At 56.6% G+C, this 19,839-nt stretch carries 19 protein-coding genes; 8 read left to right on the forward strand and 11 right to left on the reverse strand.

Going from position 1 to position 19,839, the window contains the following annotated elements:
* Window positions 1-2: 2 nt before the first annotated feature.
* The 4 genes from ghrB to AC0T7J_RS17535 form a co-directional block, all read right to left on the reverse strand.
* The gene (gene ghrB / locus AC0T7J_RS17520; protein WP_473795562.1) at window positions 3-977 is read right to left on the reverse strand and encodes a glyoxylate/hydroxypyruvate reductase GhrB; all 975 of its coding nucleotides are present in this window, start codon (window positions 975-977) and stop codon (window positions 3-5) included.
* 74 nt (window positions 978-1,051) lie between these two features.
* On the reverse strand, window positions 1,052-2,332 hold the full coding sequence (locus tag AC0T7J_RS17525; RefSeq protein WP_010258909.1) for an MFS transporter: 1,281 nt from the start codon (window positions 2,330-2,332) through the stop codon (window positions 1,052-1,054).
* Window positions 2,333-2,364: 32 nt separating this feature from the next.
* Window positions 2,365-3,321 (reverse strand): sugar kinase, encoded by a 957-nt coding sequence (locus AC0T7J_RS17530; protein ID WP_473795563.1) that lies wholly within the window; start codon window positions 3,319-3,321, stop codon window positions 2,365-2,367.
* A gap of 9 nt (window positions 3,322-3,330) precedes the next feature.
* On the reverse strand, window positions 3,331-4,080 hold the full coding sequence (locus tag AC0T7J_RS17535; RefSeq protein ID WP_473795565.1) for a sugar phosphate isomerase/epimerase: 750 nt from the start codon (window positions 4,078-4,080) through the stop codon (window positions 3,331-3,333).
* Window positions 4,081-4,887: 807 nt separating this feature from the next.
* On the opposite strand from AC0T7J_RS17535, the gene AC0T7J_RS17540 reads away from it, so the two are divergent.
* The 3 genes from AC0T7J_RS17540 to AC0T7J_RS17550 all read left to right on the forward strand — a co-directional run bounded on the left by AC0T7J_RS17540 (window position 4,888) and on the right by AC0T7J_RS17550 (window position 7,672).
* Window positions 4,888-5,133: a hypothetical protein gene (locus tag AC0T7J_RS17540; RefSeq protein WP_473795567.1), complete on the forward strand. Its 246-nt coding sequence runs from the start codon at window positions 4,888-4,890 to the stop codon at window positions 5,131-5,133.
* Between the two features lie 191 nt (window positions 5,134-5,324).
* A complete protein-coding gene (locus AC0T7J_RS17545) occupies window positions 5,325-5,873 on the forward strand; it encodes a DUF3304 domain-containing protein (protein ID WP_473795569.1) in 549 nt (182 codons plus the stop codon).
* Window positions 5,874-5,875: 2 nt separating this feature from the next.
* The gene (locus AC0T7J_RS17550) at window positions 5,876-7,672 is read left to right on the forward strand and encodes a DUF2235 domain-containing protein (protein ID WP_473795571.1); all 1,797 of its coding nucleotides are present in this window, start codon (window positions 5,876-5,878) and stop codon (window positions 7,670-7,672) included.
* A 170-nt stretch (window positions 7,673-7,842) separates the two neighbouring features.
* Here AC0T7J_RS17550 and AC0T7J_RS17555 read toward each other — a convergent pair whose 3' ends face one another.
* The 4 genes from AC0T7J_RS17555 to AC0T7J_RS17570 form a co-directional block, all read right to left on the reverse strand.
* On the reverse strand, window positions 7,843-8,868 hold the full coding sequence (locus AC0T7J_RS17555) for a LacI family DNA-binding transcriptional regulator (protein ID WP_010258906.1): 1,026 nt from the start codon (window positions 8,866-8,868) through the stop codon (window positions 7,843-7,845).
* A 65-nt stretch (window positions 8,869-8,933) separates the two neighbouring features.
* Window positions 8,934-9,917 (reverse strand): LacI family DNA-binding transcriptional regulator, encoded by a 984-nt coding sequence (locus AC0T7J_RS17560; RefSeq protein WP_473795573.1) that lies wholly within the window; start codon window positions 9,915-9,917, stop codon window positions 8,934-8,936.
* A gap of 134 nt (window positions 9,918-10,051) precedes the next feature.
* Window positions 10,052-10,714 carry an OmpA family lipoprotein gene (locus AC0T7J_RS17565; protein WP_154210660.1) on the reverse strand — a complete coding sequence of 221 codons (663 nt, stop codon included), beginning with the start codon at window positions 10,712-10,714 and terminating at the stop codon, window positions 10,052-10,054.
* A gap of 110 nt (window positions 10,715-10,824) precedes the next feature.
* Window positions 10,825-11,391, reverse strand: a complete 567-nt coding sequence (locus tag AC0T7J_RS17570) for a DNA-3-methyladenine glycosylase I (protein WP_473795575.1) — start codon at window positions 11,389-11,391, stop codon at window positions 10,825-10,827.
* Window positions 11,392-11,544: 153 nt separating this feature from the next.
* Between AC0T7J_RS17570 and AC0T7J_RS17575 the strand changes: the two genes are divergently transcribed.
* The 5 genes from AC0T7J_RS17575 to AC0T7J_RS17595 all read left to right on the forward strand — a co-directional run bounded on the left by AC0T7J_RS17575 (window position 11,545) and on the right by AC0T7J_RS17595 (window position 15,812).
* The gene (locus tag AC0T7J_RS17575; protein WP_473795577.1) at window positions 11,545-12,231 is read left to right on the forward strand and encodes an autotransporter; all 687 of its coding nucleotides are present in this window, start codon (window positions 11,545-11,547) and stop codon (window positions 12,229-12,231) included.
* A gap of 75 nt (window positions 12,232-12,306) precedes the next feature.
* A complete protein-coding gene (locus AC0T7J_RS17580; RefSeq protein ID WP_010671597.1) occupies window positions 12,307-12,987 on the forward strand; it encodes a hypothetical protein in 681 nt (226 codons plus the stop codon).
* A gap of 111 nt (window positions 12,988-13,098) precedes the next feature.
* Window positions 13,099-13,635: a primosomal protein DnaT gene (dnaT, locus tag AC0T7J_RS17585; RefSeq protein WP_473795579.1), complete on the forward strand. Its 537-nt coding sequence runs from the start codon at window positions 13,099-13,101 to the stop codon at window positions 13,633-13,635.
* A complete protein-coding gene (gene dnaC, locus AC0T7J_RS17590) occupies window positions 13,635-14,375 on the forward strand; it encodes a DNA replication protein DnaC (RefSeq protein ID WP_010258898.1) in 741 nt (246 codons plus the stop codon). The genes dnaT and dnaC overlap by 1 nt, the downstream gene beginning before the upstream one ends.
* A 303-nt stretch (window positions 14,376-14,678) precedes the next feature.
* Window positions 14,679-15,812, forward strand: a complete 1,134-nt coding sequence (locus AC0T7J_RS17595) for an ROK family protein (RefSeq protein ID WP_473795581.1) — start codon at window positions 14,679-14,681, stop codon at window positions 15,810-15,812.
* 57 nt (window positions 15,813-15,869) lie between these two features.
* Here AC0T7J_RS17595 and xylR read toward each other — a convergent pair whose 3' ends face one another.
* The 3 genes from xylR to AC0T7J_RS17610 form a co-directional block, all read right to left on the reverse strand.
* Window positions 15,870-17,048 (reverse strand): D-xylose utilization transcriptional activator XylR, encoded by a 1,179-nt coding sequence (gene xylR / locus AC0T7J_RS17600; RefSeq protein WP_010258893.1) that lies wholly within the window; start codon window positions 17,046-17,048, stop codon window positions 15,870-15,872.
* 93 nt (window positions 17,049-17,141) lie between these two features.
* On the reverse strand, window positions 17,142-18,326 hold the full coding sequence (gene xylH, locus AC0T7J_RS17605) for a xylose ABC transporter permease XylH (protein WP_424996767.1): 1,185 nt from the start codon (window positions 18,324-18,326) through the stop codon (window positions 17,142-17,144).
* The gene (locus tag AC0T7J_RS17610) at window positions 18,319-19,839 is read right to left on the reverse strand and encodes a xylose ABC transporter ATP-binding protein (protein ID WP_473795583.1); all 1,521 of its coding nucleotides are present in this window, start codon (window positions 19,837-19,839) and stop codon (window positions 18,319-18,321) included. Before AC0T7J_RS17610 ends, xylH begins: the two co-directional genes overlap by 8 nt.

Below are 19,839 nucleotides of genomic sequence, written 5' to 3' on the forward strand. Positions count from 1 at the left end.
GATTACTTCAGCGCCTGCGGATTCACGCAGTTTTTCTCAACGCTTCCGCCGAGTGCAGCGAGAAGATTCTCTACCGCATCCTGCATCATGCCGTAGCGGGTTTCGTGGGTGGCAGAACCGATATGCGGCAGCGTCACCACATTGGGCAGCGACAGCAGCGGAGAGTCAGCAGAGACCGGCTCCTGCTCAAATACATCCAGCCCGGCGGCATGCAGTTTGCCCGCCTGCAACGCGGCGATTAGCGCCTTCTCATCTACCACCGGCCCGCGACCCGCGTTGATCAGCACCGCATCCGGCTTCATCAGTTCAAGCTCGGCGGCACCGATCAGGTGGTGCGTCTCTTCTGTCAGCGGCAAACTGATGCAGACGAAATCACTCTGCTTCAGCAGCGCCTCCCGTTCGCAACGCTCCGCGCCAAAGCGCGACTGCGCCTCTTCATGCTCGCGGCGGGCGTTGTAGAGGATTTTCATGCCGAAGCCAAAGTGGGCGCGCTGCGCCAGCGCCATCCCGATACGTCCCATGCCGAGAATACCCAGCGTTTTATGGTGCACGTCGATGCCGAACTGCGCCGGACCGATGCTCTTCTGCCAGTTGCCCGCTTTGACCCAGGCATCCAGTTCCGGCACCCGACGCGCGGTGCTCAGTACCAGCGCCATCATGGTGTCCGCCACGGTTTCGGTCAGCACGGTCGGCGTGTGCATCAGCACCACGTGACGCTGATTCAGCGCATCCACATCAAAATTGTCATAACCTACAGAGACGCTGGAGCAGACGCGCAGATTGGGCATCTTCGCCAGCAGATCGCCATTCACTTTACCGCCCGATCCCAGCAGACCTTCTGCCTGCCGGAACGCCGCAGCATGTTCCTGCTGGCTTTCCGGCGAGAGATCGCTGATTTCCGTCACGTCACACTGTTCAGCCAGGCGCGCATAGAGATCGTCAGGCAGTTTTTTATAAAGAATTACAGCGGGTTTCATTCGGTGGCTCCCGGTCAATAAGTAGCGGGCGGCTCGCAGGCCGCCCGGAGAAATAGAGGCTAACGTTTACGCTTTCAGGCGGGTTTCGCACCCTGCAGCGGCGGCGCTTTGTTCTGCGCCGGTTTCACAATCAGCGTCAGCCACACCGAAACCAGCAGGGCCGATCCCATAAAGATGTAGGACGCGGACGGGCTGCCGGTGGCTCCATTAAGATAGCCGACAATCCATGAACCGATAAACGACCCCAGCGCACCCATACTGTTAATCAGCGCCATTGCGCCACCGGCGACATTGCGTGGCAGCATCTCAGGAATAATGGCGAAGAACGGCCCGTAAGGCGCATACATCGCGGCACCGGCAATCACTAACAGGGTGTAGGACATCCAGAAATTGTTCGACCCCACCAGATAAGAGCCGAGGAACGCCAGCGCGCCCACCAGCAGCAGCGGCCAGACGAACAGCTTACGGTTCTGGGTTTTATCCGACGCCCACGAGACCACCACCATCGCAATGGTCGCCGCCAGATAAGGCACCGCGGAGAGCCAGCCCGCTTCTACCATGCCCATCTGCGTGCCGTTACGCAGAATCGACGGCAGCCACAGCACAAAGCCATAGACGCCGATGCTCCAGGCAAAATATTGCAGGCAGAGAATGATCACGTTGCGGTTGCGGAACGCTTCGCTGTAGTTGCGCACCGCTTTAATATTTTCCTGCTCTTTCTGCAGTTCAGCCTGCAACGCTGCTTTCTCGGCATCGCTCATCCAGCGCGCCTGCGCCGGCTTATCCTGCACCAGGAACCACCAGGCGATCGCCCAGACCACCGCCGGAATCCCTTCGAAGATAAACATCTCACGCCAGCCAAACGATTCGATCAGATAGCCTGACACGACCGACATCCACAACACCGTGACCGGATTACCCAGAATCAGGAAGGTGTTGGCGCGTGAACGTTCCGATTTGGTAAACCAGTTGCTGATGTAGATCAGCATCGCGGGCATCACCGCGGCTTCCACCACGCCCAGAATAAAGCGAATGGCCGCCAGCATCGGAATATTGCTGACCACGCCGGTCAGTGAGGCACAGCCGCCCCACAGGATCAGGCACCAGAAGATCAGTTTCTTGACGCTGCGGCGTTCGGCGTAAATTGCACCCGGGATCTGGAAAAAGAAGTAACCCAGGAAGAACAGCGCACCCAGCAGCGAGGACATGCCTTTGGTGATGCCGAGGTCGTCATTAATTCCGGCAGCAGAAGCGAAGCTAAAATTTGCACGATCGAGATACGCCAGGCTGTAGGTGATAAACACGATGGGCATGATGAACCACCAGCGTTTTGGCGCGATTGTCTGCTTTTTCATCGGGAACTCCTGTGACTGTAGAGGGGCGCGAACTACACGTCGCCCAGTTGCTGACGCGTCGGCAGACCTTCGCTGTCACCAATGACCTGAATCGCCATCGAACCAATTTTATTGCCGCGACGAATTGCCTGCGGCAGCGACTGACCTTCCAGCAGGGCGCTGATGACGCCAACGGCAAAGCCGTCTCCGGCGCCCACGGTATCCACCACGTTGTCGACTTTGATCGCCTCAACCTGGCCCTGCTCACCCTGCGCCGTTTTATACCAGGCACCGTCACAACCGGTTTTAATCACAACCGCTTTCACGCCCTTATCGAGATAGAAATCCGCGATCGCTTCTGGCTGACGATAGCCGGTCAGAATCAGCCCCTCTTTTTCGCCCGGCAGTACCCAGTCGGCATACTCCGCCAGCAGATTGAGCTGCTTACGCATCTCCTCTTCGCTGCGCCACAGCACCGGCCGCAGGTTAGGGTCAAACGAGATAGTTTTACCGCGCGCACGCATCTCTTTGGCGGTGTGCTTCAGCAGCTCCAGCGAACTTTCTGACAGCGCGGCTGCCACACCGCTCAGGTGCAGATGACGCGCCGAACCAAAATAGTCCGCGTCAAAATCGTCGACCGACAGATGGCTGGCCGCCGAACCTTTACGAAAATATTCCACCAGCGGATCAGAACCGTCATCGACTTTGGACTTGAGCTGAAAACCGGTGGGATGGCGCTTATCGACCGTCACCCGGGCGTGGTCGATACTCTCTTTTTCCAGCTGCTGGCAGATAAACCGGCCAAACGCGTCATCGCCAATACGACTGACCCAGCCCACTTTCAGGCCAAGACGTGCCAGGCCGGTCGCCACATTGAGCTCAGCGCCCGCGGCGCGTTTAACAAAGGTCTCTGCTGCGGCCAGGTCGCCGGTTTCACGGGCGATGAACATCGCCATCGCTTCACCGATAGTGACCACATCAAGCGGCCCGTTGTGATGAGTGTGCGTCATATCTGTTCCTTACACGTTACGCAGCAGCGACACGTAGTGGCGTGTCACCGCAGTGAGATCGTCGCCTTCCAGCGGAAATTCAATACCGCGCGGTGCCTGTGCGGGCAACTGTTGCAGCAGTGCGCGCCAGTGGTCGTCAGCCTCATCCAGCGCAATCGCGCGGTAGCTATCCTGGTGCGCCACGGCGGCTTTGACATGCACATAGCCCACCTGTGCAGCCAGCAGCTGCGCCGCCTGATCGGCATCCTCACCGGTCCAGCACCAGTTACCCATATCAAAGGTCATGCTGATCGGCAGATTCGCTTCCCTGACCGCCGTAAAAAACGCAACTGACGGAGCCAGTCGGCCATGTTCAGTCTGGTCGTTTTCCACCGTCAGCTGAAACGGCAGATCCGCCAGCAGCGCCTGCAACGCTTCGCGAGGCAGCGCACCGGTGAACGCTCCCAGCGCCACTTTCAGCCGCTGAGCGTTTAACTGGCGTGCTTCTTCAACGTAGTGGGTTATACGGGGATTGATTTCGCCGCCGTCACAAAACAGCGTATCGGGCACCGAATAGCTGCTGTGCAGCTGATGCTGCGCCACCGCCCGGGCCAGTGCTGGCAGATCGGCCAGCGCCGCGTCATCAAGCAGTTCGCGGCGGATTTCGACCCCGTCAGCGCCCGCCTGCTGGATAATCGGCAGCAGCGCACGCTGACCGCCGAGAGCGACAATCTGTGCGTGGCCATAAGCGGCGGTCACCACGATGATGTCAGGTTTCATGTTCTACTCCATGGCAGGGTTCTGCCCATAACGAATACAAAAACCCTAAATGGAACCGGTTCCAAAGCAAAGCAGCAAACTGTGAAATTATGATCGTGCTCACGAAGCGAGCACGTAAACAGGCTTTTAAGCACAAAAGGGCAGGATTGTACGCTAAGTGGATTTTTGATGAGGTTTGATGAGTGCAGACGAGTTTATTGGTCTATCGGATAGATACTGATATCCAGACATTTGCGGTGTTAAAACAGCAACAATGTGATTAACGTGAAACTAATCGATAACGTATCAACTTTATAGAATCAAAAGTTGCTGGTTAGGAAGTTTACATACGTATCCATTCCATTGTGTTTAAAATCCTTTTATAGTCGGGAAAAAAATCACAAACGGAGCGTTTGATGAAATGCAATCTAATACCCTTACTTGTTATTTCAATGTTATCAACGGCCTCAACTTAGTCCATTAAGTAACTTGAAAAGGAATTATGCGCCGTTAATTTACTCTCGACTGGTTTAATGGTTTTGTCGCAAGAAAATGCCGCAACAAATAATATACGAAAAAGCATTAACAGTTAACAATCCCGTAAATATATTTCAAACGATAATAGAAGATGCAACATCCTCTCCTGAATCCAAGGCCTATGACGCTTGTGGTCTTAGGGAGAAAAAAAATCAGACAAAATAAAAATAAAAAAAGAATATGAAGACTTGAGTGTCACGCTATTAACAGGCGACATACTCAAACAGGAACCTTTAGGAAAGGTTATTAGGAATATAATGTTACACGGATGCAAATAAAGGAGATTTAAAAATGAAAGGCTTAGAAAGGAAAGAAACAGAACGTGTTACTGGTGCAATGAATTTAAACGACTTAAGAGAATCAATGAACACCATTAATCTTAATGGAGTCAATCAAGAAAATGGATTGATGCAGCAAACGTCTGCTGGAAGCCAGGCATACCATCAATCATCATGTTCCCTGGTGGATATTATATCACTGGATTACGTTTTTAATACCGAAAAGAAGCCCGTCTTCAGTAGCGTTGCGGTTTCATGATTTCATATCTAATTCAGTTACTGGAAGCGACTTCGATACACGGCGTAGCAATATCTACCCAAACGACTGTGTGACCCGCTCTGGTATTCCTCCTGCTGACTTAAGTCCGGAGCCAGAGTGGTTGCAGCAACAGATAAATCACGATAGCTCCAGGCAGGGGCAGATTCGTTAACGAATAACAGAGATGAATTATGGATTTTTTCGAACGACTGGAGCGGGTCGACCTGGCAGTAAACCGGTTTTATGCCCGCCGAAAAGTGTGGATCTGGGGTGTGCTGTCGCTGCCGGTGGTGTTTCTGCTCGGGTGGATAGTGTGGGTGATGTTCTGGGCCCCGCCGGCGGGCGGCGTGACGCTGATTATTCACAGTAAAATCGATCGGCCTATTCTGGGGTTCAGCGTGAACGGTGTCGCTGGGGGGAATGCTAGCGCTCATGATCCGAATAATAAATATACAAATGAAAGCGGCGGTGCGACAACCTGCTGCGGCAGTATCAGCGGGAAGAGCGCCGAGGTGATCTGGACGCTCAGCGTCACCGGGCCCCAGTACGAGGCGGGGATGCGACCGGAGCAGCGGCGGGTGGTGATGCCATTGCCTGAGCGTAAGCGGGGCGAGAACGATCTGCATGTTTACTTTTTACCGGGAGATAAGGTGTTACTGGGATGGAGTGATAACGCGTTCTCGCCCTACGATCCGCGCAGCCCGCACTATACCCCCTCGGAGCTTCTTAAAGTAAAATAGCTATGGGAATGGATTTGGATGCGATTATCGCGGCGGCGAACCGGGCGCAGCAGTCCTGCGACTACCGACTGGGGAACTGCTCGCGGGTGCTGCATATTGGGTTCTTTTTTGACGGTGTGGGGCGCAATATTGAGCAGGACGCGCCAGCGAACCGGCTGAGCAATATTGCCCGTTTGTTCAGAGCTTACCCAGAAGAAGAAAATAAAACGGACTTAGTTGCATATAAAAAGCACTACATATCCGGGTTGGGCACGCCGTTTGATGAGGCGACGGCAGAACGGCTTCAGGGGATAATGGATAAGTCTCTGGGCTCGCTGCTGGAAGATCTGAAGCACAAGCCCGTGGATATGACCAAAGAGGCCTTTCAGTCGTCAGTAGGCGGTGCCAGCGGCAAAGACGTACTGACGGAGATGAAGGACACGCTGCTGACCCCGAAGGGGCGGCTGGGGATTTTGAAGGACTCGGCGGTGAATGCCCTCAAGCGGGTGAGCATTGAGGCGACGCCGTGGTTGCGCGACTCGGCCTTTATGGCCTACAACTTTGTGACCGGCGCGGATACGCGCCTTAACAGCACGAAAATGCGCTTTGAGCAGTCATTTGAGGAGGCGGTAAAAGGCGAGGATGTTCCCGTGCGGCTGATTTCGGTGTCCGTTTTTGGTTTTGACATGGGCGGCACGCTGGCCCGGCAGTTTATCGATATGCTGCTGGGTGAGATATGCGACCAAAAAACGAGTGGAAACCCTACCTTTCGCGGCGTCCCGGTCGACATCGTGTTTGCCGGGCTGTTTGACTGCTCGCGGGATACGCCGGAGAGCAGCGATGACGGTCTGGACTATGCGGCGTCGGCGGTCAGCTGGCTACCCGGCCCGGTCGCGAAAACGGCAGGAACGGTGGGGGCGTTGTTCGGACGAAAATATCTTGAGCATATGTCTCCGCTGCCGGAGGAGGTCAAAAAATCGATGCACCTGGTGGCGGCCCATGAACGGCGACGCTGGCGGTGCGTGTACCGTACCGGTCGGGAAGGTTACGGGCATCAGGAGATGCTGATGCCGGGGTGCAGCGAGGATATCGGGGGCGGGCTGAAACCGGATGTACAGAAGCCGAGCGCGGAGCTGTGCCGGGTGTCGCTGAGAAAAATGTACGCGGAGGCCATGAAGGCCACCGTGCCCTTTCCTGATTTCAGCACGCTGTACAAGACCGACCGACTGGTATGGTCTTATTTCGACCTAAGTGACGGGGTGGAAAACCAGTCTGCCGGACAGTGGGTAAGCCGCTATCAGAAAGCTATTCCTGATAAATTGCTCGGCTACCCGGCGATGAACAGGCATCTGGACAGCTATTTTGAATGGCTGGGTAAACAGCACTATGAGTACAAGAGTGAGCTTCGCCGCCTGGAAAGTATTCAGTACGGCATTCTGTCGTCTCCCGGCGCGTCAATGGGACTGGCGGGGATTACTCCGCAGGCCAGACAGGCGTCGGGAGAGGTAGCTGAAGATATCCGTATTCTGAAAAAACACTGGGGCTGGCTCTCGGATGTGGTCAACGCGGCGAATATTTTGCTCACCAGAAAGATGAGTTCTCCGCCTCAGATGTTTCTGGAGAATGTTTATGAACCGGCCTGTGTCCGGGCGAGGCATTTTATTGAATGCGGAACCGCAGGGTTTGACGGAAAGCCGCTGCCGGTGATGTGGTACAGAGCACCGGAAGCCCTTTATGCGTGGTTTGTGCATGATGTGCAGCGTACTGAAGGCATCAATGACGGGTATTTTTCTGTGCGCTGGACAGAGCCACTGATATAGCAGAACTGACCATCGTTCAAAGGGTCTTCCTGAGACCCTTTTATCTGCGCGTGATTCGATCAACGTAAAAAAGACCAGGAATGGTAAGTATCCATAGGATAAATCATAGGATTACGTTCTTAGCATGCGTTACGTTTCATCAGGCTTCAAACTTCGCAGCTGAATGAAATTCAGTTAAGAGGCTGGCTGGAGCCGCGAACGATTAGTTCGCCAGAGAAGACCTGCTCGGCAACCGGTAATCCGCTGCCTTCGATGCGCGTAATCAGGCGTTCCAGCGCACTGTAGCCAATCTGCCAGGTGGGTTGTTTCAGCGTGGTGATACCCACACCGGCCAGCGCCGCCCACTCCAGTTCGTCAAAACCGAGCAGGCCGATATCGCGGCCCCAGTGCAGATTGAGTCGCTGTAGCGATCGCGCTACCTGCAGCGTCAGCGCCCCGTTGGCGACCATCACTGCGCAACGTTTGCCGGTGTGACGCTGATGAAAGGCCAGTAGCGCCTGATCCAGCGCAGCGGGCTGGTGCAGCGCCACCTCGGTATTCTCATGCTCAACCTGCGGATGCTCTGCCAGTAGCTGGCGGAAGGCCTGCAGGCGCTCACGGCGCGTGTTGACGCTGCCCAGCGGCTCGCTAAGAAACAGCAGCGCATCGTAGCCATTGTCGACCAGATGCCGCGTTGCCGTTTCGGCTGCCTCGGCATTGTTCAGGCCCACCACATCGCAGGGAAAATCGGGGATTTTACGGTCAATCAGCACCATCGGCAGCAGGGATTGTTGCAGATGGTTCAGCACCTCTTCACGCATCCCGACGGCGTTAACCACAATGCCCTCAACCTGATAGCTGCTCAGCAATTGCAGATAGTGCTGCTCCAGATCCACTTCGTTATTGGTGTTACACATCAGCAGCGTGAAGCCCTGCTCGCGGCAGGCGGCTTCAATACCGCTCATGACATCAACAGAATAGGGATTGGTGATATCGGCGATAATCAGCCCAATCAGCCGGGTACGTCCGCGCTTCAGGCCGCGCGCCATCTGGCTCGGGCGATAGCTGAGATCAGCAATAGCCTGTTCGATCCGCGCTTTCAGACCGGCAGAAAGCAGATGCAGTTCACCATTGAGATAGCGTGAAACGCTGGTTTTACCGGTTCGTGCCGCGTGAGCAACATCGCTGATAGTGGCGCGAGGCGGCCTGATTTTCATGAGATATCCTGCGTAATAAGAAACCAGGCAGAGACTAGCACAAGCAAAGCCCGGCGCAAAAAGCGCTACGCCGGTAATTGCAGCCAGGGTTGCCACAGGGTCTGTAACGTTTCCGGCGGTGCGCCATCAATCAGCTGGATGACCATTTCAGCCACCTGTTCACCGGCCTGATGCGGCGTCGCCTGGCAAATGGCGACAATGGGATGATCGAGAATCGCATCTCGCGGCAATCCTTCCCAGCCCGCCAGCAGAATGGCACCCTCGCCCGCGGCACGCCCGGCCAGTTGCAGCGCCAGGGCTGCTCCTTCAGCCAGCGCAGCGCAGTCGGTGATGATCACTTCCGGTACTGGCCCCTCTGCAAGCCACTCCCGCGTTTGCTGATAGCCGGCGCGGCGTGACGGCGCGACCGCCGCCATCGCATAAGGGGCAACTTCCCCCAGCGCCGTCAGATACCCCTGACGCCGGTCACGTACCCGCGTACTGTTTTCATTGCTGCCAAGCCAGGCTATCCGCTGCCGTCCCTGCGCCAGCGACCAGCCCACCGCCAGCTGTGAACCGGCCAGGTGATCAACATCAAACCAGGCATAGGTCGATGGCAGATCGCTGCGGCCCAGCGTCAGAAAGCGAAAATTGGTCTGAAGCAGCGAATGAAGCCGACTGTCTTCTGGCGTGGTGTGGCCGACAATCAGGGCATCAACTGCCCCACTGCGTAGCAGGCGTGTCAGGGTCGACTGACTCTGCTGCTGCTTATCCGCCAGCAACAACAGGTTAATGTCATAACGGGCAAGATGATGATCCAGCGCCAGCAACATGTCGCTAAAATCGCTGCCACTCAGGGGAGAAGCATTGATCGGGTAGACGAATCCCACCGCGTTAGCACGGCCGGTTTTCAGACGCCGGGCAGCCGCATTAGGCCGGTAGCCACGCCGCTGCGCTTCTTCTTCGATGCGTTTACGCGTCTCCTGAGCGACATCCTGATAACCGTTGAGGGCGCGGCTGACGGTCGTTACGGAAAGACCTAAAACCGCAGCGATGGCTTTAAGAGACATGGGAAGGCATCCATTGATCAATTTTTGATCAGACTATCATAAAGCCTCTGCTGGCTCTATTCGCAGAAACATTACTGATACTTTTAACGCGCTGCTTTACAGAAAAAGGCGCCCCCGGGCGGGGGCGTCCGCAATTATCCCAGCGGGCTGAGCGTGATCTCAACACGACGGTTTTGTGCTTTGCCTGCTTCGGTGCTGTTGCTGGCAACCGGATTATCCGGGCCTGCACCCAGTGTGCGCAGGCGATCGCTGGCAACACCCTGCACGATTAACGCGCTGGCGACGCTTTCAGCACGCTGTTGTGACAGACGCATGTTCAGCGCGCGGGTGCCGGTGCTGTCGGTATAACCCACTACGTTTACCGCGGTTTTTGGATACTCTTTCAGCACCATTGAAACACCGGTCAGGGTGTTCGCGCCGGCAGGCTTCAGATTGCTGCTGCTGGAGTCGAAGGTGACATTGTTTGGCATATTCAGGACGATGTTATCGCCATTACGGGTCACGCTGACGCCCGTACCGCGCATCTTGTCGCGCAGTTTCGCTTCCTGCACATCCATGTAGTAGCCCACGCCGCCGCCCAGTGCAGCTCCGCCTGCAGCACCAATCAGTGCACCTTTACGGCGATCTTTCTTCGACGAGGAGAGTACGCCGACACCGGCACCCACTAACGCACCCAGGCCTGCGCCCACACCTGACTTACCCGCCTGAGATTCGCCGGTGTAAGGATTGGTGGTACAACCTGGCAGGGCCAGACTGCCGCTTAGTAACAAGGTGATGGCGATTAATTTCTTCTGCATTTTTGTTCCCTTACATTCGACACACAGGGGAAAACCTTTCCCATAAGTGGCACGATTATGCCGCCTGGCGCTCGGGAATGTAGTGAGGAAAAATCCTGATTTAGCGGGAATTACGCCTTTTGGTTGTCAGGATGGCAAAAACAGTTGCTCTGATGGTCGTTTATCAGCCCGCAGGCCTGCATAAAGGAGTAGCAGATTGTGGGGCCGATGAATTTGAAACCACGCTGCTTTAACGCCTTTGAGAGCGTAATGGCCTGCTCTGACGTGGTGGGAGCCTGGCTATAGTCGGGATAATGGTGAATGATTTGTACGTTATCGACAAATTGCCAGACGAAGTGGCCGAAATCCTCTCCTTGCGCTTCCATCTGGAGATAAGCACGGGCGTTGGCGATAATTGCCGCGATTTTACCGGCGTGGCGGATAATGCCGCTGTTGAGCATCAGCGTGTCGATCTCTGCCGCATCCATCTGTGCAATCGCCTGCGGATCAAACTGGTGAAACGCCGCCCGATAGTTTTCCCGCTTTTTCAGCACGGTAATCCAGGATAACCCCGCCTGCTGTCCTTCCAGACAGAGCATCTCAAACAACGCACGCTTGTCTCTCTGCGCCACACCCCATTCCCTGTCGTGATAAGCCAGATAGAGGGGGTCCTGCGTTACCCAACCACATCGTTGCATCGCTTTGTTCCTTTATAACGAGAATATTTTAGCGGTCCGCTTGATCTTAGAATTAATCGGTTGATAGTTAAACGATCACCGGTTAAATAACAGAGACGGGCCGAAATTTAATTTAAACGCCGGATAATAACTTCAGCCTTGCCTGGAGAAGCGATGTTGCCGAGAAGCGGTTGGAAAGGTCTGCGGATCTGCTGTGCTGTATGGCTGTTAATCTTAACGCAACCGACTTTTGCGCGCGGCGGCATCTCTGCGCCTCAGCATCCCGACTTTCTGCCCGACTACGATACGATTCTGGCGGAGAAGATCGCCCTGACGCCACTCGCCTTCAGCGATGAGAGCCGCGCCCTGTTTGAAGCCGCCATCAACTCTCCTACCGCGTCCCCCATCGCGCTCCACAGTGAAACCGGCAGCGTAGGCACTACCCCGCTGGGAAAACGCTATCGGGCTGGGGTTGACCTGCCCATCGCCCCGTCATTTACCACCGGGCCGGTAGCGCAGTATGCGGTCGATCCGCAGCAGATGAACTGTCTGCAATGTGACTACAGCGATCAACAGAGTCGTGAGCAGAGCGCCAGCGTCGGCTGGCGCATCGATTCGCAGCAGGGATGGATATCGCCCTGGGCGCAGCTGAGTTATCACTATCTGCTGGCAGACACGCCACAGAACTCCCGGCGTGAGGCGACGAACGGCACCGATCAGTCCGAAGGCATCGATCTGAGCATCGGTGCACAAATGCCTCTGAACGATAATCTGGCGGCTTTCGCCGCGTTTTCACAAAGCGAAGCGCTGAATAACCAGGAGCAGCAACTTTACACCTTTGGCTTCAGCGCCAGCTTCTGACCGGGGCATGAAAAGAGAAAGGGAATCGGGCGTTTAAAATATAATGAGTCCGCTAATCATTATACTGGTAACACTATGCGCAACGATTTGACAATTATTGGCCGCGAAATGACGGTCTTCATACTGGCAGCACTCTTTCTCGCTCTGATGATATTGCCCATCTATATTGATGTGGCCTGGATGAATGATGCGCTGCACGAAACCTCTTTTACTGAAACTACCCAGGAAATCATGCTGGCGGTGATTGCCGCCCTGTTCTTTATTGCGGCCCAGCGCCGTCCGGCTCAGCGCGGCGCGCTGACCTTAGTGGCGGGCTTCTATAGCTGTATGCTGATCCGTGAGCTCGACTTTGTGTTTGATGCCATCCAGCATGGCAGCTGGATCTGGTTCGCCCTGGCGGTGACGGCCGGTTGCCTGGCCGTCGCGCTGCGGACGCCGAAAAAAACCCTGCACGCGCTGGCCAGGCTGCTGCAACACCGCAGCTGGCCGGTAATGGCCTCCGGCTTTTTAGTGGTGCTGGTCTTCTCCCGCCTGTTTGGCATTCATGCGTTGTGGCAGCACCTGATGCTGGGGGATTACAACCGCGTGGTGAAAAACATGGCCGAAGAGGGCACCGAACTGCTGGGTTACGGCCTGTGCTGGCTGGCCTCGGTTCGCTATCTATGGCAGACCCGTCCGGCCGCCGCTGCCGTCAGCGTGCACGCCACCGAATCTGCACCGGCCCGTCACGCCACGTCTCCGGTCACCTCGCACTGATCCGCACTCTTGCTTTTTAAGCGATCCGCATCATTAAAAAAGGTACAATAAACACTTCTGCGTCGGCGACGGGTTCCCGGCGCAAGGTGTTCGTTAACCTCAGGTCTTTTCATGTCAGCTAAAATCTTAACTTCAACGCTCATTGGCCTGGATGCCTTCCGACAGGATCCGCTGACTGCCCTGCAGCAGGCGGAAAAGGGCACGCTGGCGGTGTTAGATAATTATGCGCCGGTGATGTACGCCATCACCCCGGCGCGTCTGGCTGAGCTGCTGGCGCTGGAAGCCGCCGCCCGGCAGCCGAATGATGTGGCGCTGGATGACAGCCTGTATGACGATTCCCCCGCCGCGATCCATACGCCGGCAGGTAAGTTCGCCATGTTTCAGGGCTGGCAGCCGGATGCCGACTTTACGCGCCAGGCCGCGATCTGGGGTGTGTCGCTGGGCGAACCAGTGACCCCCAGCGAGCTGGCGGCCTTTGTGGCCTACTGGCAGGCGGAAGGCCGGATGTTCCATCATGTACAGTGGCAACAGAAACTGGCACGCAGCATTCAGATGAACCGTGCCGCAAACGGCGGGCAACCGAAGCGTGATATCACGCAGTTGCCCGATCCTGACCGTACCATTCCCGATGGTTTCCGAGGTGAATGATGAAAACGCCAAACGATCTCTTTAACCGTCTGAAAAAAATGATGCCCGCAGGCACCCGTCCTAAATTTGCCAATGGCGAAGAGCTGCTGGCGTGGAATCAGGAGCAGGGCCGCCTGCGATCAGAGGCGATTGTGCGTGAGAACCGCGCAATGAAAATGCAGCGCGTAATGGGCCGTTCCGGCATTCGCGAGCTGCATATGAACTGCTCATTTGATAATTACCGGGTAGAGAATGAGGGGCAGCGCAAAGCGCTGGAACTGGCGCGTCAGTATGCCGCTGAATTTGATGGCAGCATCGCCAGTTTTGTCTTTTCAGGCCGTCCCGGCACCGGTAAAAACCATCTGGCCGCCGCGATTGGTAATGACCTGATCCTGCGCGGTAAAAGCGTGCTGATCGTGACGGTTGCCGATCTGATGTCGAGCATGAAGGGCACCTTCAGCGGCAGCAGCGGCATTACCGAAGAGCGGCTGATTCAGGATCTCAGCAGTGTTGATCTGCTGGTGATTGATGAGATCGGTATGCAGAGCGAATCGCGCTACGAAAAAGTGATTATTAACCAGATTGTCGATCGCCGATCCTCCTCGAAACGACCGACCGGTATGTTATCCAACCTCGACCATGCGGGCATGAATACGCTGCTGGGCGAGCGTGTCATGGACCGTATGCGCCTCGGCAACAGCCTGTGGGTGCGCTTCGACTGGGAAAGCTATCGTAGTCGGGTACGCGGCGACGAATATTAAACAGTGACCCGGCAGCGCCGGGTCACTGCGCTCATCGGGCCTGAAGCCCCTCGTCACAGCGACGAGCTACACCGCCTTGTCCTTCCGCCCATGCCGGCGCAGCCGGACACGCTGAATCAGGATCATCCCGACGCCCGGCCACTGGTGCAGCAGAAAACCCGGCGTTAATCCCACGATCTGATCGCGGTCACGATCTTAGCCACAGGCGATCGGGTTGTGTGAAACCGCCCGCAAAAGTGTGGGATGTGGAATACGTATGGGCTGATACACTCAATTCTTACTCCTCTGTTGAGTGAACCCGTAATGAAAACGAACGGTAAAGGCCCTGCACTACTGCGATTGAATAACCAGAAACGGGTGATGACTCAGCTGCGTAAGCTGCGCGTGACGTCGCGTCAGGATCTGGCGGAGACGCTGACACTCAGCAAAAACACCGTATCCTTAATCATTGATGACCTGCTGGAGCAGGGCCTGATAGAAGAGCTGGGGCCGGTCAGCGTGGCGGCGGCCGGACGGCCTAAAATCGGAATTACCCTGCGACCGGAAAAGCTCAAGAGCGCAGGCATCATGGTGGAACGCAACGTTATCCACTGGCGGGTCTGCGACTATTTTTCACAGGTACTGGCTGAAAAGACGCTGCGCACCGATACCAGTAACCCGACCCGACTGCTGGCTGAACTGTCGATGCTGTGCCGTGAACTGGTGGAAAGCTATCCTGATTTGCTCGGCATTGGCCTGGGTTTTCCCGGTATCGTCGATCCCCGGCGCGGCTGGATGCATATTTCATTGCCCCTCGAATGGCAGGATGTTGACCTGCTGGTCGCGCTGAGTAAGCACGTCAGTCTCCCCATCCGCATTATGAATAATGTCAAAGCCGCTGCGTTGCTGGCGGTACAGCAGCGTGGATTATCTGTGGAGAGCGGTCACTTTTATCTGCGTATTTCCGAAGGAATTGGCGGCGCACTGGTACAGCATGGCGAAGTATTTACCGGGCACAGCTGGACGGCGGGCGAGGCGGGACATCTGGTTGTCCAGCCTGACGGCCCGCGTTGCAGCTGTGGCCGCCGCGGTTGCCTGGAAGCACTGGTCAGCCAGCCTGCGGTTAAACAGCAGCTGGCGCAGCGTCAGCCTGGCCTGAGCTGGCAGCACCGCGACAGTGCGCCGCGCGTGGTGGATGAGGTGATGGCGCAGGCGGGTGGCTATCTGGGCGCGGCGCTGAGTCAGATTATGCTGCTGCTCAATCCCGCTACCATCATCATTGATAGTCCGTGGAACGCCAGTGAGGTCTTCTGCAAGGCGGTGCGCACTACCGCACACGGCAACGCGCTGGCCTTTACCGCCGCACATACCCTGCTGCACTTTCCTGAGCAGCGGATCGATCCGGCCAACGGGCTGGCGCTGGCGGTACTGGAGCAGAGTGAGCAGCGGATGATCTAGTGGCTCAGGCCGCTCTGATTCATCCGGTTTCCATCCACCTCAGACTGAATGCTTCCCCTACAATACATTCTCCCCAAAATGCTGGCGATACTCTTTTGGCGTGGTGTCGTAGCTTTTGCGGAACACCGAATAGAAGTATTGCAGCGACGGATAGCCGCACATCTGCGAGATCTCATTGATGTTGAGCGATGAAGAAGCCAGCAGCTCGCGCGCTTTCTCCAGTTTTTCACGGTGGATCATCGCATGAAGGGTGTCGCCGGTCTCATCCCGAAAGCGTTTTTCCAGATTAGAGCGCGACAGCCCGACGGCATCCAGCACCTGCTCCACTTTAATCCCCTTACAGGCGTTGAAGCGGATGTAGTGCATCGCCTGAATCACCGCCGGATCGCGCAGTGAACGGAAGTCGGTAGAGCGCCGGGCGATGACTTTCACCGGCGGCACCAGGATGCGCTGAAGCGGTAAGGGCTGCTTATCCAGCAGCCGATGCAGCAGTTTGGCCGCCTGATAGCCCATCTGTCGCGAGCCCTGCGCCACGGACGAGAGCGCCACGCGTGACAGATAGCGGGTCAGCTCCTCATTATCAATCCCGATCACCGTAAGCTTCTCCGGCACCGGGATTTTCAGGTGTTCGCACGCCTGCAGCAGGTGTCGCGCCCGTGAATCCGTGACGGCGATAATGCCGGTTTGCGGCGGCAGCGTCTGCAGCCAGTCGGCGAGACGGTTCTGGGCGTGCTGCCAGTTTTCCGGCGCGGTTTCCATGCCCTGATAGACCACGCCCTGATAGCGCTCACGTCCCACCAGCTGGCGAAACGCCTGTTCACGCTCCTGTGCCCAGCGCTTGCCGCTGGAGGCCGGTAAACCATAGAAGGCAAAGCGGTTGATGCCCTTCTCTTTCAGATGCAGAAAGGCTTTCTCCACCAGCGCGGCGTTGTCAGTCGCGATATAGTGCACCGGCGGATAATCCTCCTGCCGGTGATAAGAGCCGCCAACGCCGACAATCGGCACGGAGACATTCGACAGCAGGGTTTCGATGGAGCGATCGTCGTAATCGGCGATCACCCCATCGCCCAGCCACTCCCGGATGTTGTCGATGCGGCAGCGGAAATCTTCCTCGATAAAGATATCCCAGTCAGTCTGCGACGCCTGCAGATACTCACCGACGCCCTCCACAACCTGACGGTCATACACTTTGTTGGCGTTAAACAGCAGGGTAATGCGATAGCGTTTCTCATGCATGATGGCGCGTTCCCTTAAATCCTCAGCGCATTGCATAACACGGCTGAAAGGGGCAAAAAAATTGTTTGCGCCACAATGTGATCGCCCGCGCGATTACACCCGACGCCGCGTTGCCGTATCCATCCACACCGCCAGCAGCAGAATCGCGCCTTTAACGATGTACTGCCAGAAAGTCGGCACATCCATCATGCTCATGCCGTTATCCAGCGAGGCCATAATAAACGCCCCCATGACTGCGCCCGCCACCGAACCCACGCCGCCCGCCAGGCTGGTGCCGCCGATGACACAGGCGGCGATGGCGTCGAGTTCCGCAATGTTACCCGCCGACGGCGAGCCTGCGCCCAGTCGTGAACTGAGGATCAGCCCGGCAATCGCCACCATCACACCGTTGATGGCAAACACCGCCAGCTTGGTACGTGCCACGTTAATGCCAGACAGGCGCGCAGCATCAATGTTGCCGCCGATGGCGTAGATACGACGGCCAAACGCGGTGCGGGTTGCCATAAACATGCCCGCCAGCAACAGCACGGCCAGCAGTAACACTGGCGTCGGCACGCCGCGATAGTCGTTGAGCAACCAGATGGCACCCAGCACTAAGATGGCGGTGATCGCCTGACGCCCGACTGTGCCGCTGGCTGCGCCCTGCGCCAGTCCGAGCTGCTGACGACGCAGCCGCAGCCGCCACTGCCACAACGTAAACAGCGCCAGACCAGCAACGCCAAAGCCGAAACCGACGCCGCCCGGCAGATAACTCTGACCAATTTGCGACATGCCCGGCGTGATCGGCGCAACCGTAGTGCCATCAGTAATCCCGACCAGAACACCGCGGAAAGCCAGCATCCCCGCCAGCGTCACGATAAACGAAGGCACTTTACGGTAGGCCACCCACCAGCCATTCCACGTGCCAAGCAGTAATCCCATCACCAGCGTTACCACGATGGTCAGCGGCAGCGGCCAGCCGAGCCAGACGTCAAATATCGCCGCCGCACCGCCCAGCAGGCCCATCATGGAACCCACTGACAGGTCGATCTCCGCCGAGATAATCACGAACACCATACCCACGGCCAGAATGCCGGTGATGGCGGTCTGGCGCAGCAGGTTAGAGACGTTACGCGCACTGAGCCACGAGCCGTCTGTGGTCCAGGTAAAGAACAATGCAATCAGCACAATTGCGCCCAGCATCACCAGAACCTGCAGATTGGGCAGTGTGAACCTGCCTGGTGACGGTTTGCCCGGCGTGCCGGAGAGGCGGCTTTGGGTAGTTTCACTTTTAAGCATAATGTTCACTCCGCAGGGCAGCTTCCATCACCTGCTCCTGAGTCAGGTTATCGTTAATCAAATCGGCTTTGATCTGCCCTTCATGCATCACCAGCACCCGATCGCTCAAGCCCAGTACTTCCGGCAGCTCAGAGGAAATCACAATCACCGCGATACCCTGCTGAACCAGCGCATTGATCAGCAGGTAGATCTCCTGACGTGCGCCCACATCAATGCCGCGCGTCGGTTCATCGAGGATCAGGATTTTTGGATTGAGCAGCAGACATTTCGCCAGAATCGCTTTCTGCTGGTTGCCGCCGCTCAAACGACCAATCGGCAGTTCTGAGGAGGAGGTTTTCACCCGCAGGCGGGTGATCGCGTCGTTGATCGCCTGCTGCTCCTGCGCTTCATCCAGCGTTGAGAGTCGGTGGCTGAACTGGTCCAGCGCCGCCAGGGTAATATTTTTGCCCACCGCCATCAGCGGCACGATGCCATCTTTTTTACGATCTTCCGGCACCATGGCGATGCCGTGCGCAATAGCGGCGCGGCAATCGGTGATGTTGACCGGTTTGTCATTAATCCAGATATCGCCCTGCCAGCGCCCCGGCCAGACGCCAAACAGACACTGCACCGTTTCAGTCCTGCCCGCGCCCACCAGCCCGGCGATGCCAAGGATTTCACCGCGTCTGAGCGTAAATGAGACATTGTTAACGCGGCGAATGTGGCGGTTGATCGGATGCCAGGCAGTGAGGTTTTCAACTTTGAGTATCACGTCGCCAATCTGATGCGGCGCGTGGGGATAGAGCGCGGTCAGCTCGCGTCCCACCATCATGGTGATGATGTCATCTTCGCTCAGGCCCGCGGCCGGACGGGTAGCAATATGCTGACCGTCACGAATCACGCAGATGGTGTCAGAGATCGCCTTAACCTCATTCAGCTTGTGTGAGATGTAGATGCAGGCGATGCCGTGTTCACGCAGATTACGGATGATGCCGAGCAGCACGTCCGTTTCCTGCTCCGTCAGGGAAGAGGTCGGCTCATCCAGAATCAGCAACCGGACCTGTTTGTTAAGGGCGCGGGCAATCTCCACCAGTTGCTGCTGCCCAAGTCCTAACTCACCGACCCGGGTAGCGGGAGAGACGTTCAGCCCGACCCGCGCCAGCAGTTGCTGGCAGCGCAGGGTCATGGTTTCATCATCCACCATGCCGAAACGGCTCAGTTCGGCACCGAGGAAGATGTTCTCCATCACCGTCAGTTGCCGCACCAGCGCCAGCTCCTGATGAATAATCACAATGCCTTTACGCTCGGTATCGCGAATGGTCTGCGCCTGAATGTCGTCGCCGGAGAAGTGAATCTGCCCTTCAAAATCGCCGTGCGGATAGAGTCCGCACAGGATTTTCATCAGCGTCGATTTGCCCGAGCCATTCTCACCACACAGCGACATCACTTCGCCCGCCTCAAGTTGCAGGCTGACATCATTCAGCGCCTTCACGGCACCGAAACGTTTGGTGATATTTTTCATTTCCAGCAGCAT

It is taken from the genome of Pantoea sp. E956-1 (genome assembly GCF_982223955.1).